This window comes from Gemmobacter sp. (assembly GCF_016792925.1).
In the GTDB taxonomy this organism is placed as follows: Bacteria; Pseudomonadota; Alphaproteobacteria; order Rhodobacterales; family Rhodobacteraceae; genus Gemmobacter.
This window is the reverse complement of sequence record NZ_JAEULU010000125.1, coordinates 1-12,893: the sequence shown is the minus strand read 5'-3', so window position 1 is coordinate 12,893 and position 12,893 is coordinate 1. Positions and strand designations below refer to the sequence as shown.

Genomic DNA, 12,893 nt, shown 5'->3' with positions numbered 1-12,893 from the left:
AGCCGGGTCTGGCGGCTTCGGCCGACAAGATCGCCGGGGGCCTGCGCCTGCCGGGCGACGAGACTGGCGACTGTTTCAAGTTCACCAACCGTCTGGCCGCCATGGCCGAGGCGGCGGGCGTGCGGTTCCGCTGGGGCGTCTCGATCCACCGCATCCATGCCGAGATGGGCCGCGTGACCCATGTGGAGACCAGCGAGGGCCGGGTGCAGGCCGATGCCTATGTGCTGGCCATGGGGTCTTACTCGCCGCTGCTGGCCGGGCCTTTGGGGATCAAGCTGCCGGTCTATCCGCTCAAGGGCTATTCGATCACCGTGCCGATCGTGGATGAGGGCCGGGCGCCGGTCTCTACCGTGATGGACGAGACCTTCAAGATCGCCATCACCCGGCTGGGCGACCGGATTCGCGTGGGCGGCATGGCCGAGATTGCCGGGTTCGATCTGTCGCTGAACCCCAAGCGGCAGGCGACGCTGACCCATTCGGTCGAGGATCTGTTCGGCGGGGCCGGGGATCAGGCGCGCGCCGAGTTCTGGACGGGCCTGCGCCCGATGACGCCCGATGGCACGCCCATCGTGGGCCGCTCGCCGCTGTCGAACCTGTTCCTGAACACCGGGCATGGCACTTTGGGCTGGACGATGTCTTGCGGTTCGGCCCGGTTGCTGGCGGATGTGATGACCGGCCGCGCCCCCGAGATCGAGCATGCCGATCTGGGCTATGCCCGCTATCTGCGCGAGGCGAAATCGGGCGGCGCGCTGCGCCCGGCGGCGGCCTGATATTCCGTGATCATCTGGCTGAGGCCATTGCCGAAGCCATGCGATACCGTTTCCGCGTTTGGGCCGGTGGCCCAAAGCCACCGGCCAGCGCCCGCCCGGTGGGGGGGCGGGCGCTGGCCTCCCGGTCACAGGCTGACAGGGTCTTGTGAAGCCGCACCCACACGGGCGGGGAAAGGCGATGCCTTTCCGCATCCGCCCGCTGACAGCGCCCGCCCCGCCATGCTACCCTCCCGCCATGCCCGCCTTTTGCCGCGCCTGCCTCACCCCGTTCGACACCGGCGCCCGCTGCCCCGCCTGCCGCAGCCCGCGCGTGGTGGCGCATGCCGAATTGTTCACCCTCTCCATCGCCCATATGGATTGCGACGCCTTCTATGCCTCGGTGGAAAAGCGCGACGACCCCAGCCTGCGCGACAAGCCGGTGATCGTCGGCGGCGGCACGCGCGGCGTGGTCTCCACCTGCTGCTATATCGCCCGCATCTCTGGCGTGCGCTCGGCCATGCCGATGTTTCAGGCACTGAAACTCTGCCCCGAGGCGGTGGTGGTGAAACCCCGCATGCAGGTTTATGCCGAGGTCAGCCGTGCCATCCGCGCCATGATGGCCGATCTGACCCCCGCCATCGAACCGCTCAGCCTTGACGAGGCCTTTCTCGATCTGACCGGCACCGCCCGGCTGCATGGCGCGCCCCCGGCGCTGATGCTCGCGCGGCTGGTGCAGCGGATGGAGACCGAGCTGGGCGTCTCCGGCTCCATCGGCCTGTCGCATAACAAGTTTCTGGCCAAGATCGCCTCTGATCTCGACAAGCCGCGCGGCTTTTCGGTGGTGGGCCGGGCCGAAACCGCCGCCTTCCTCACCCCCAAACCCGTGCGCCTGATCTGGGGCGTCGGCACCGCCACCCAGACCGCGCTGGAGGCCGCGGGCATCCGCACCATCGCCGATCTGCTGCGCTGGGATCAGCAAGACCTGATCGCCCGCTTTGGCCATATGGGCGCGCGGCTCTGGCATCTGGCGCGCGGCGAGGATCAGCGCCGCGTGCAGCCCGACGAGCGGATGAAGTCGATCTCCAAGGAAACCACCTTCAACGAGGATACCTCCGACCCCGAGCTGCTGGACGGGCACCTGTGGCGGCTGGCCGTGGGCGTGGCCGATCGCGCCAAGGCCAAGGATCTGGCCGGGCGCACCGTCACGCTGAAGCTGAAACGCAGCGATTTCACCACGGTCACTCGCCGCCACGCCCTGCCCGGCCCCACCCAGATGGCCGACCGCATCTACCGCGAGGCGCGCGCGCTGTTCGATCTGGTGCCCAAGGGCGGCGCCTACCGGCTGATCGGCTGCGGCTTGTCGGACATCGTGCCGGGCGCGCAGGCCGATACCACCCCCGACCTGCTGGACCCCGCCGCCACCGCCCGCGCCAAGGCCGAAGCCGCCACCGACGCCATCCGCGCCAAATTCGGCCGCGACGCGATCATCAAGGGCCGCGCGCTGCGCTAGCGACATGCCGCGCAGACCCTGTCACCGGAGAGCGCCACCCCCACACAGCCTGCGCCCAACCCCGCGAAACCTGCCCTTAACCTTTGACGCCTTAGGCTGGCGCGGCGCAGCTGAAGGATTCGCCATGACGATGATGAACCCCTACCCGATCCCCTCGAATGATCCGGCACGCTCGGCCATCGTCGATGCCATGGCGCTGACAGAGCGGCGCAACGATCCGTTCTTTGGCTATGTCACCCAGATGGTGCGCCAGATCCTTGGCACCCCCATCGCCTTCATCTCGCTGTTCTCGGGCGACCGGCAAACCATGCTGCGGATCGACGGCTACGAGCTTGAGGGCACGCCGCGCGAACAGTCGCTGTGCAGCTTTACCGTCGCCGCGCGCGAAACCATCGTGCTGCCCGATACCCATGCCGACCCCCGCTCGGTCCGCCACCCGATCGTCACCGAGGTGGGCGTGCGCTTTTCGGCCAGCACGCCGGTCATCACCTCGCGCGGCTTCTGCCTTGGCACCGTCTGCGGCATCGACCTTGCGCCGCGCAGCATGCCAACACCGGATCAGGTGGCGATGCTGGAGCTGCTCGCCCGCATGGTGGCGCGCTTTTACGAACTGCCCATCGAACCCGACCCCGATCAGGCCGCCACCCTGCGCAAGATCGCCGATGATGCGCAGCGGGAATTCCTCGATCTTGTGGGGCACGAGATGCGGACGCCGCTCAATGGCATTCACGGCATGGCACAGCTTCTGGAACCCCAGAACGAGGAGGAAGAGGAGGTCGTGGGCGCCATCCTCTCCTCCTCCGAACATCTGAGCGCGGTGGTCAGCAGCATCCTGCAATTCACCGAGCTTTCCTCAGGCGATATTGGCCTGATGGAAAGCCGCGTCGATCTGGACCGGCTGGTCGACAAGGTGATGGGGCCTTTCCAGCGGCTCGCGCGGATTCAGGGCAAGACGCTGCGCCGCATCGGCACCGCCTCGCAGATCACCCTGACCGGCGATGCCGCCAAGCTGGAGCTGGCTTTGGCCTGCCTGCTGACCAATTGCCTGAACCATGGCGGGCGCGAGATCGTCATCGACGCCGCGCGACACGAGGATGGCAGCGCCATGATCGGCGTCACCGACAATGGCCCCGGCATCACGCCGGGCTTCGAGGCCCGCGTCTGGGAGGCCTTCGGCGTCGGCAATACCGTGCGCACCCGCCGGGCCGATGGCATTGGCCTGGGCCTGCCGCTGAGCCGCAAGATCGTGGAGCTGCATGGCGGCGAGCTGCACCTGCTGCGCCCCGAAAACGGCATGACCGCCCTGCTCCGCCTGCCCCCGTGGCGGGTGCAGGGGTGACGCGGCCCAAAGCGTTGCCAGCGCCAACAAGGGCGCATCTGGGCCAGGGGCGCCTCGCCGGGCGCCCGACCGGGCAGCGCGCAAGGAAAAACCCCGCGCCGGCGGCACGGGGTTCCCCTCACGTCAGACGGCTGAAAAAATCAGCCCTTTTTCAGGCAGCGCTTGCCCAGCACTTCGGCGATCTGCACTGCGTTCAGGGCGGCGCCCTTGCGCAGGTTGTCGCTGACGCACCACAGGTTCAACCCGTTCTCGATGGTCGAATCCTGCCGGATGCGGCTGACATAGGTGGCATAATCGCCCACGCATTCGACCGGGGTGATATAGCCACCGGCCTCACGCTTGTCGACGACCATGACGCCGGGCGCCTCGCGCAGGATGTCCTGCGCCTCTTGCCAGTCCAGCGGTTCCTCGGTCTCGATATTGATCGATTCCGAATGGCCGACAAACACCGGCACGCGCACGCAGGTCGCGGTGACCTTGATCGACTTGTCGAGGATCTTCTTGGTCTCGGCGACCATTTTCCACTCTTCCTTGGTCGAGCCATCGTCCAGGAACACGTCGATATGCGGGATCACGTTGAAGGCGATCTGCTTGGGATAGACCTTGGGCGCCACTTCCTGACCGGGCACGAACATGCCCTTGGTCTGGTTCCACAGCTCGTCCATCGCCTCCTTGCCGGTGCCCGACACGGATTGATAGGTCGACACCACGACGCGGGTGATTTTCGCGCGGTCATGCAGCGGCTTCAGCGCCACCACCATCTGCGCGGTGGAGCAGTTGGGGTTGGCGATGATGTTGCGCGCCTTGTAGCCATCCACGGCCTCGGCATTCACTTCCGGCACCACCAGCGGCACATCGGCGTCGTAGCGGTAGAGCGACGAGTTGTCGATCACCACGCAGCCCTGCGAGGCGGCCTTGGGGGCGTAAATCTTCGTCGCATCCGAGCCGATTGCGAAAAACGCGATGTCCCAGCCGGTAAAATCGAAATCGGCCAGGTCCTTGGTCTTCAAAGTCTTGTCGCCAAAGCTGACCTCAGTGCCCAGCGAGTTGCGCGACGCAAGCGCGACAATCTCGTCCACCGGAAACTCGCGCTCGGCGAGGATGTTCAGCATTTCTTTGCCCACGTTGCCCGTGGCGCCGACGACGGCGACTTTGTAGCCCATCGGGGGGAATCCTCCTTCGGATGTGTCAAAAGCGACGTGCCCCCTTAGCGCATCGGGGGGCGGAGGAAAAGCCGCTTGCCGCCTTATTTTACATGGATGAGGCGCGGATCGCGCGCAAACAGCCGCGCCGCCCAGGCCGCCTCGCCACCGCCATCATGGCCGATCTGATCCAGCGGGCGGTCATTCGACAGCGTATGCGAGGCGAAGAAATCAAAGCCGTAGATGCGCAGCTCGGCCAGATCCGAGCGCGACAGCAGGTCGATCACCATCAAGCCGGTCGAGGGGCCGGGGCCAAGTTCGGCCTTGATCTGGCGATAGCGCGCCACCGGATAGCGATAGAAATCGGGCTGGCGCGCCACGGTCCAGGTGAGCCGGTGCAGCTTGGGCGAGATCCACAACAGGCGCGGGCGGCCCAGCCTTTGCCACAGCGGGTCATACAGCCGGATGAAGGCCACGGCCAGCCAATCGGTGCGCGTGCCATGCGAGCGCGCGGCGGGCATCGGCGCGCCGTTCAGCCGCACCACCACATCGGCGCCGTCGATCGCGGCGCCATGATCGGCCTCGGCCAGCGCGCGGGCATTGCCGACCAGCGCGACGCGCTTGCCCTTCAAGCGCGCCAGAAGCGTGGCCTCGGGTTGCGAGGCCGCCTGAAAAAAGCCCTCGCGGCGCAGCAGGCGGGCAAAGAAAAAGGCAAGCCGGTTCATGCAAGGCTCCTGCGGCGGGCGTCATTCAGGCGGGCGGCGAAGGCGGCGGGATCGGCCTCGCCCCCCGGCCAGGTGAAGCGCGGGTAATAGACGGCGCCCAGCCAGGCGATGAAGGCGGCGCGCAGATCGGCGTCATAGCCCAGGGCGTCCGGCGCGGCAAACAGCGCCTCCAGCGCGGGCAGGCTGTCGGCATGGGCCACCAGACCGGGCAGGTTGAAGAAGGCCCGCCCCAGCGTGATCACCGGCTTGTCATGGAAAAACGCCTGCAAACCCATGGAGGAATTCAGCGTCACCACCCCGCGCGAGGCGGCAACTTGCGCGAAACTGTCGGTCGCATTGTCGATGACCACGCGCCCGCCCGCCACGAGGGGCCCGAGCAGGGGCCCGAGCGGCATCTTGGCCGAAGGGTGTTCCTTCAGGCGCAGGTGCCAGCCCCCGGGCAGCCGCTCTGCCGCCCGGCCCAGTGCCTGAAGAAACCCCGCCATGCCGCCGCACCAGCCGGCGAACAGCGTGACCTGGCTGTCATCGGGCACTTGCAGCGGGCAGAACAGAAAGGGCGCATCAGGCAGGCCTTCCGCCCCCGCCTGCCGCACATCGGCCCGGCGCGATTCCCGCGCCGTCAGCCCGGCGCCCACCTCACGCCAGCCCGCCACGTCGTGATGCGCCGCCCATTCCCGATAAAATTCAGGCGCTTGCGGCACCGAACCTTCGGCATTCACCCCCTGAGGGTCCAGCGTGATGCGGCCGGGAAAGGGCGCAAGCTCGGCGTAAAGCGTGGCGGCGCCCGCATCCCGCGCCGCCGCCAGATAGGCCATGCGCGAGCCGGTCAGCCCGTTCCACGCCACGGCCACCGCCTGCGGATGGCGGCTGAAATACTCCCGCGCCCAGTTATATTGCCCCCGTATCAACTGCCGCTTGAGCCAGCGCGCCACGGAACCCTTGGGCTGGCGCTTGGCCCGCGCGAGGGCCGCGGCCACCCGCGCTGGCGTCTCGGGATAATCGCGGAAGCGCAAGGGGATGAACCGCAACCGCTGGCCGCCCTCGATGGCGGCCAAGGCGGCAAAGACCGCCTCTTTGCGCGGGTTGTATTCGGCGGGATAGACGATCATCGGCGCACTTTCGGAACGGTTGCTGCCTTCGGCGAGGATATTTGGGCCAAGATGAATGGCAAGCGCTTTAGTCGGTGCGGTCTTCTGCCATGGCATAGATCGCCAGCGCGATGGCCAGCGTGACGGCGAAGAACAGAAAGATCGCGGCATAGGGGGCCTCGGGCGGCGTGGGGGGCACGCTGGCCGAAATCTGGCCGGTGAAGGATTGCGCCACCCCCACCGCGCCGATGCCAAACAGGTTCAGCAGCGTGACGCCCCGCCCGGTCAGATGCGCCGGCAGGAAGGCGCGGCCATGGGCGATGACCATGGGAAAGGACGTGCCGGCAAAGCCGAACAGAACCAGCAGCGCCAGCGTGACCCAGCCCCCCGCCAGTGGCAGCGCCCAAAGCCCGAGCAGCGCCACCAGTGCGATCAGATTACCCCCCAGAATCAACCGCTTGCGGCTTTTCAGCACGCGTTCCAGCGGGCCATAGGCAAAGCTCCCCGCCACCATCGCCATGCCCATCCACAGCGTTACCCGGCCGATCTCGGCGGGGGTGGCGCCAAAGACATCAAGGTAATAGGGGCCGACCCAAAGCCCGCGCAGCGCCGCCACCGGGGCATAGCACAGCATCATCATCACGAAGATCGGCCACAATTGCCGCATCCGCAGCAGATCGAGCAACGAGCCCCTGGCCTGCGCCTCGACCCGCGCCGGATCGCGCACCAGCACCGCCACCAGCGCCGCAATCGCCGCCGTCACCGCCGCCAGCCCCCAGACCGTCGCGCGCCAGCCAAAGGCCTCGACCGCCAGCGACAAGGGCAGCGAGGCGCCGATATTGCCCAGATTGCCCAAGCCCACCATGGCCCCCGCGAGCGTGCCAAACAGCGCGGGCGGAAAGCTGCGGGCGAAGATGTAATAGCCCGACATCAGCACCGGCGCGCAGCCCACCCCGATCAGCGCCATGGCCAGTTGCAGCCCGAAGGGCGTGGCGGCCATGGCAAAGACCGCAGCCCCCAGAGCCCCCACCATCAGCAGCGCGGCGGCGGTGCGGCGCGGCCCCAGCCGGTCCAGCGCGATGCCCACCGGCACCTGCATGGCGGCAAAGGCCAGAAACCACAGGCTTGACGCCGTGGCGAGATCTTCGGCCCCCGCGCCCAGATCGGCTTTCAAAACCGGGGTCAGCACGGCCAGAAAGGCGCGGTAAAACTGGCTCAGCACATAGCCCGCGATCAGGCAGGCAATTCCCGCCCAGATGGCGGCAGAGGGGCGGGGGTGGGGCGTCTCGGTCTGCATGGCGCCACCCTGTCAGGCCGGGCGGGGGGCTGCAAGCCGATTGCTTTTTGGCAGCCCCCGCGCTTCACTGGCGCCGATTTTCACCGGAGCCGATACATGCGCCCTTTTCTTCTTGCCGTGCTGACCCTGACCGCCGCGCCGGCCCTGGCGAATGACGGGTTCGGCGGCCTCAGCGCCACCGGCCTGACCTTCAGCCAGACCGACGCCGTGGCGATGGAGACCGAAGACCTGTTCATCAGCCCGACCCGGATCGAGGTCGCCTATACGTTCCGCAACCTCACCGATCAGGATGTGACCGGCGAGGTGATCTTTCCCTTGCCGCCGATCTCGCTGGAATCGCTGACAAACAGCGACTGGAACCTGCCGGAGGATGCGGGGCGCGACGATCTGCTGGGCTTCACCGCCACGGTGGAGGGCAAGCCGGTTGCGGTCAGCATCGACCGTATCGCGGTGATCGAGCCGGAATGGGACCCGAGCCGCCCGCTTTCGGCGCAATATGACACGGCGGGCCGCGATGTGACGGCGGCGCTGGCGGCGGCGGGCGTGCCGCTTACCGTCGACATCACCGCCTTGCAAACGCGGCTTCTGGCCCTTCCGCGCGCGCAGCAGCAGGCCTTGCAGGCGGCGGGTCTGGCCGAATTCGTGGAGGGCGAGGTCTGGCCGCATTGGGCGGTGGTGATCCGCTATCACTGGACCCAGACCTTTCCGGCGGGCGCGCGGCTCAAGGTGGCGCATGGCTATGACAACCGCCCGCCGGGGGGGATTTTCGGCTGGAGCCACCCGCCCGCCGAGGGTTGGAATGCCGAAATGGCGGCGCAATATTGCGTGGATGACGCGACCTCCAAAGGGATCGTCAAGCGCCTCGCCCGCCCGGAAACCGGCGAAAGCGTCGGCAGCGCGCAATATCTCGATTATGTGCTGCGCACCGCGAACAGCTGGGCCGGGCCGATCGGCCAGTTCCGCCTGACGCTGGACAAGGGCGCCGAACGCAACATCGTCTCGCTCTGCGCCGATGGCATCAAAAAGACCGGGCCGACCACCTTTGTCTGGGAGCGCGAGAACTTCACCCCCAAACGCGACCTGTCGGTGCTGATCGTCAGCCCGTTTGAGTAAGCCGCAACCTTAGGCGGCCTTTGCCGCGCGCATCAGCCTTAGGCCGCCTTCGCGGCCCAGGGCGCCTCGCGGATCGGCAGATGCACCAGCGCCGAAAACGCGCCCACTCCGACGCCGATCCACCAGACCAGCGTGTAACCGCCCGTCAGATCATACATCTTGCCGCCCAGCCACACGCCCAGAAAGCCGCCAATCTGGTGGCTGAGGAACACGAAGCCATAAAGCGTGCCCATATAGCGCAGCCCGAAGATATGCGCGACAAGCCCCGAGGTCAGCGGCACCGTCGCCAGCCACAAAGACCCCATCGCCAGCGAGAACAGCAGCACCGTCGCAGGCGTCATCGGCGTCAGGATGAACGCCGCCGCCACCACGGTGCGCAGCACATAGATGCCCGCCAGCAGGTATTTCTTGCTGTATTTCTTGCCCAGCGCCCCGGCCCAGATCGTGCCCGCGATATTGGCAAGGCCAATCACCGCAATCGAGGCCGCGCCAAGGCCCGAGGTGGTGGTGATGCCGATGGCGGCCAGCATCCCGTTCGGGTCAATCGGGCCGCACATCTCGGTCACAAAGGCCGGGAAATGCGCGGTGATGAAGGCCAGCTGATAGCCGCAGCTGAAAAAGCCCAGGAAAATCATGATGTAGGACGGATCGGTGAAGGCCTTTTTCAGCACCGCGCCAAGGCTTTCCTCCAGCTCGGCCCGGCTGGCGACGTGATCGCTTTTCAGGAAGGGCAGCGCCAGCAGGCTGCACAGGATGATGCCGCCAAAGATCACGAACACCGTCTGCCACGGGTAGAACGACAGCAAAATCTCTGCCAAGGGCGCACCCACCACCTGCCCCGCCGATCCGGCAGCCGTGGCAATGCCCAAGGCCAGCGAGCGATGCTCGGGCGCCGAGGCCCGCCCCACCACCGCCAGCACCACGCCAAAGCCGGTGCCCGCAATGCCAAAGCCCACCACCACTTCCAGCATCTGCATCTGCGCCGGCGTCGTGGCGATGGAGGTCAGCACCAGCCCCAGCGCATACAGCACCGCCCCCAGCACAATCGCCATCCGGTCGCCCATCTTTTCGGCCAGCGCACCAAAGATCGGCTGACCGATGCCCCAGGCCAGGTTCTGAATGGCAATCGCCAGCGAAAACTCGGCCCTTGGCCAGCCGAATTCTGTGGCAATCGGCAGCTGGAACACCCCGAAACTCGCCCTCAGGGCGAAGTTCAGCAGCAAAATCACGCAGCCCGCGATCAGGATCGGGGTGAACAGGGCGGGCTTGGTCATCGGGAGGCTCCTTCACATTGGCCCGACCCTGCGCCCAAGCCCGTGGCAGGGTCAATTTCATTCTTGTGATCCATACAATCGCGGATCGTGATGTTTGATCAAAGCGCAGGCAGAGCTGCGGAAATCCGCATCCCCCGCTTGCAGCCGCCCGCGCGCCACGCAATGTTAGCGCATGACAGCGTGGAGGTTGGGCATGTCGGAATGGTGGCGCGGGGCGGTGGTCTATCAGGTCTACCCCCGCTCGTTTCAGGACAGCAACGGCGATGGCATCGGCGATCTGCCGGGCATCACCGCGCGTCTGCCGCATATCGCCTCGCTGGGGGTGGATGCGATCTGGCTCTCGCCGGTGTTCAAAAGCCCGATGGCCGACATGGGCTATGACGTGTCGGATTATTGCGACATCGACCCGCTGTTCGGCACGCTGGAGGATTTTGACACCCTGATGGCCCGCGCGCATGAGCTGGGGCTGAAGGTCATCATTGATCAGGTGATCAGCCATTCCTCCGATCAGCACCCGGCCTTTGTCGAAAGCCGCAGGGATCGCACCAATCCCAAAGCCGACTGGTATGTCTGGGCCGATCCCAAGCCCGACGGCGCGCCGCCCTCGAACTGGATTTCGGTCTTTGGCGGCAGCACCTGGGAATGGGATGCCCGCCGCCGCCAGTATTACCTGCACAATTTCCTCGCCTCGCAGCCGGATTTCAACTTTCACAACCCGCAGGTGCAGGACGAGATGCTGGCCATCCTGCGCTTCTGGCTGGATCGCGGGGTGGATGGTTTCCGGCTGGATACGGTGAATTACTATTTCCACGATGCGCAGCTGCGCGACAACGGCCCCGAGCCGCGCGAGGAAAACCAGCCCCCCGCCAATCCCTACGAGATGCAGGATCACGAATATTCCAAGTGCCGCCCGGAGAATCCGGCCTTTCTGGAGCGGATGCGCGCCCTGCTGGATGAGTATGACGGGCGCTCGATGGTGGGCGAGGTGGGCGAAGGCCCGCGCCGCGCCCTGCGGATCATGTCGGAATATACCGCGCCGGGGCGGCTGCACATGGCCTATAGTTTCGACATGCTGGGGCCGAAATTCACGCCCGAGCATTTCCGCTCGCGCATCGAGGGGTTTTTCAAGGCCGCGCCCGAGGGCTGGCCGATGTGGGCCTTTTCCAACCATGATGTGACGCGCCATGTGACCCGCTGGGCCGAATATGGCACGCAGGATCAGGTGGCGGGGCTTTCGGCGGCGCTGCTGCTGGCGCTGGAGGGGTCGATCTGCCTCTATCAGGGCGAGGAGCTGGGCCAGACCGAGACCGAGATCGAATATCACGAGCTGACCGACCCGCCGGGCTTCAAGTTCTGGCCCGATTACAAGGGCCGCGATGGCTGCCGCACGCCGATGGTCTGGGATGGGTCGGATCACGGCGGTTTCACCACCGGCACGCCCTGGCTGCCGGTGAAGGCGCCGCAGCTGGCGCGCAATGTGGCGGCGCAGGAGGGGGCGGGGTCGGTGCTGGCGCTGTATCGGGCGCTGCTGGCCTGGCGGAAAACCAGCGCGCTGCGCGACGGGCGCAGCACCTTCTTTGACGTGGAGCCGCCCGCGCTGGCCTTCCGCCGCGATGGCGCCGAGGGTTCGGTGTTCTGCGCCTTCAACCTGTCGGATCAGCCGATCGCGCTGCCGGTGTCGGGCCTCGCGGCGCTGCACGGCCCGCATTCCGGCGCGAGCCTCTCCGGCACCAGCCTGACCCTCGCCCCCTGCGGCTGGGTCTGGACCCGCTGCGAGGCGGGGGCGGCAGCCTGACCGCAACCATTGGCCGAAGGCGTCTCTGCCCTCCGCATTCGGGCGGATGAGGAAACGCATCGCGTTTCCCCGCCCGTGTGGGAGCGGTGACACTGGACCGTTTCAACAGCCATCACAGAGGCCAGAGCCTGCCCCGGCGGGTGCAAAGCGCCCGCCAATGGCGGGGCGGGCGCTGGCCGTGGGCTTCGGGCCCACGGCCCGAACTCACCCACGTTTCCACATGACCTCGGCAATGGCCTCGGCCATCCCTCACAGCGCGCCTTGCCAGTCCTTCACCGCTTCCAGCGGATAGACCAGCATCAGCACATTCAGCGCCAAGCCATCGCGGATCAGCCAGATCGTCAGCGCCTCGAACCCCAGAATGATCACCACCGACAGCCAGACCGGCAGCTTTGACGCCAGCCAGAACCCCAGCATCATCGCCAGAATATCCGCCAGCGAATTCAGCACGCTGTCGCCATAGTAATCCAGCGCGATGGTCACCGAGCGATAGCGCTCGATCACCGCCTCCGAATTCTCCACGATCTCCCAGGCGCTTTCCACCAGCGTGGCCATCGCCAGCCGCCAGCCGAAAGACAGCCGCCGCGCCACCAGCCACAGCGCGCCAAAGAACAGGAACCCGTGGATGAGATGCGAGGGCGTATACCAGTCGCTGATATGCTGCGAATTCTCCGAGCTTACCACCTGCCCGTGCCACAGCTTCACATAACCGCAGTCGCAATAGGGCACCCGCCCCACATGCAGCAGCCAAAGGCAGGCGGCCAGCACCACCAGTGCCGTGACAAGATAAGGGGAAAACCGGGCGTTCATCGCAAACTCGCAGCAAGGACAATCGCCGCCAGCCTAGCGCAAATCCGCGCC

At 66.6% G+C, this 12,893-nt stretch carries 11 protein-coding genes; 5 read left to right on the top strand and 6 right to left on the bottom strand.

Annotated features, from left to right (window positions below; translation table 11 throughout):
- From JNN06_RS06435 to JNN06_RS06425, 3 genes are all read left to right on the top strand, one after another.
- Positions 1 to 770 (top strand): D-amino acid dehydrogenase (locus JNN06_RS06435; protein WP_291238768.1); only part of this gene is annotated, 770 nt, incomplete at its 5' end.
- Between the two features lie 235 nt (positions 771 to 1,005).
- Complete coding sequence (locus JNN06_RS06430) at positions 1,006 to 2,259, top strand: DNA polymerase IV (RefSeq protein WP_291238767.1); 1,254 nt, start codon at positions 1,006 to 1,008, stop codon at positions 2,257 to 2,259.
- A 124-nt stretch (positions 2,260 to 2,383) separates the two neighbouring features.
- Positions 2,384 to 3,598, top strand: coding sequence for a GAF domain-containing sensor histidine kinase (locus tag JNN06_RS06425; RefSeq protein WP_291238766.1), 1,215 nt, complete (start codon positions 2,384 to 2,386; stop codon positions 3,596 to 3,598).
- A 140-nt stretch (positions 3,599 to 3,738) separates the two neighbouring features.
- Here JNN06_RS06425 and JNN06_RS06420 read toward each other — a convergent pair whose 3' ends face one another.
- The 4 genes from JNN06_RS06420 to JNN06_RS06405 all read right to left on the bottom strand — a co-directional run bounded on the left by JNN06_RS06420 (position 3,739) and on the right by JNN06_RS06405 (position 7,811).
- Positions 3,739 to 4,761: an aspartate-semialdehyde dehydrogenase gene (locus JNN06_RS06420; protein ID WP_291238765.1), complete on the bottom strand. Its 1,023-nt coding sequence runs from the start codon at positions 4,759 to 4,761 to the stop codon at positions 3,739 to 3,741.
- A gap of 83 nt (positions 4,762 to 4,844) precedes the next feature.
- Positions 4,845 to 5,465: a glycosyltransferase family 29 protein gene (locus tag JNN06_RS06415; protein WP_291238764.1), complete on the bottom strand. Its 621-nt coding sequence runs from the start codon at positions 5,463 to 5,465 to the stop codon at positions 4,845 to 4,847.
- Positions 5,462 to 6,574 (bottom strand): capsular biosynthesis protein, encoded by a 1,113-nt coding sequence (locus JNN06_RS06410; RefSeq protein WP_291238763.1) that lies wholly within the window; start codon positions 6,572 to 6,574, stop codon positions 5,462 to 5,464. Before JNN06_RS06410 ends, JNN06_RS06415 begins: the two co-directional genes overlap by 4 nt.
- 67 nt (positions 6,575 to 6,641) lie before the next feature.
- A complete protein-coding gene (locus tag JNN06_RS06405; RefSeq protein WP_291238770.1) occupies positions 6,642 to 7,811 on the bottom strand; it encodes an MFS transporter in 1,170 nt (389 codons plus the stop codon).
- Positions 7,812 to 7,946: 135 nt separating this feature from the next.
- On the opposite strand from JNN06_RS06405, the gene JNN06_RS06400 reads away from it, so the two are divergent.
- Positions 7,947 to 8,963, top strand: coding sequence for a DUF4424 family protein (locus tag JNN06_RS06400; protein ID WP_291238762.1), 1,017 nt, complete (start codon positions 7,947 to 7,949; stop codon positions 8,961 to 8,963).
- Positions 8,964 to 9,001: 38 nt separating this feature from the next.
- Here the strand turns inward: JNN06_RS06400 and JNN06_RS06395 are convergent, their stop codons facing one another.
- Positions 9,002 to 10,237 (bottom strand): MFS transporter, encoded by a 1,236-nt coding sequence (locus JNN06_RS06395; protein ID WP_291238761.1) that lies wholly within the window; start codon positions 10,235 to 10,237, stop codon positions 9,002 to 9,004.
- Between the two features lie 193 nt (positions 10,238 to 10,430).
- Here JNN06_RS06395 and JNN06_RS06390 point away from each other — a divergent pair, with 193 nt between their 5' ends.
- Positions 10,431 to 12,032 carry an alpha-amylase family glycosyl hydrolase gene (locus JNN06_RS06390; protein WP_291238769.1) on the top strand — a complete coding sequence of 534 codons (1,602 nt, stop codon included), beginning with the start codon at positions 10,431 to 10,433 and terminating at the stop codon, positions 12,030 to 12,032.
- A gap of 249 nt (positions 12,033 to 12,281) precedes the next feature.
- Here the strand turns inward: JNN06_RS06390 and JNN06_RS06385 are convergent, their stop codons facing one another.
- Positions 12,282 to 12,842 (bottom strand): DUF2585 domain-containing protein, encoded by a 561-nt coding sequence (locus JNN06_RS06385; RefSeq protein ID WP_291238760.1) that lies wholly within the window; start codon positions 12,840 to 12,842, stop codon positions 12,282 to 12,284.
- Positions 12,843 to 12,893 lie beyond the last annotated feature (51 nt).

Excerpts from the sequence above, each read along its gene's own strand:
- JNN06_RS06430 (WP_291238767.1), top strand. The coding sequence starts at position 1,006 with ATGCCCGCCTTTTGCCGCGCCTGCCTCACCCCGTTCGACACCGGCGCC.
- JNN06_RS06425 (WP_291238766.1), top strand. The coding sequence starts at position 2,384 with ATGACGATGATGAACCCCTACCCGATCCCCTCGAATGATCCGGCACGC.
- JNN06_RS06420 (WP_291238765.1), bottom strand. The coding sequence starts at position 4,761 with ATGGGCTACAAAGTCGCCGTCGTCGGCGCCACGGGCAACGTGGGCAAA.
- JNN06_RS06415 (WP_291238764.1), bottom strand. The coding sequence starts at position 5,465 with ATGAACCGGCTTGCCTTTTTCTTTGCCCGCCTGCTGCGCCGCGAGGGC.
- JNN06_RS06410 (WP_291238763.1), bottom strand. The coding sequence starts at position 6,574 with ATGATCGTCTATCCCGCCGAATACAACCCGCGCAAAGAGGCGGTCTTT.
- JNN06_RS06400 (WP_291238762.1), top strand. The coding sequence starts at position 7,947 with ATGCGCCCTTTTCTTCTTGCCGTGCTGACCCTGACCGCCGCGCCGGCC.
- JNN06_RS06395 (WP_291238761.1), bottom strand. The coding sequence starts at position 10,237 with ATGACCAAGCCCGCCCTGTTCACCCCGATCCTGATCGCGGGCTGCGTG.
- JNN06_RS06390 (WP_291238769.1), top strand. The coding sequence starts at position 10,431 with ATGTCGGAATGGTGGCGCGGGGCGGTGGTCTATCAGGTCTACCCCCGC.
- JNN06_RS06385 (WP_291238760.1), bottom strand. The coding sequence starts at position 12,842 with ATGAACGCCCGGTTTTCCCCTTATCTTGTCACGGCACTGGTGGTGCTG.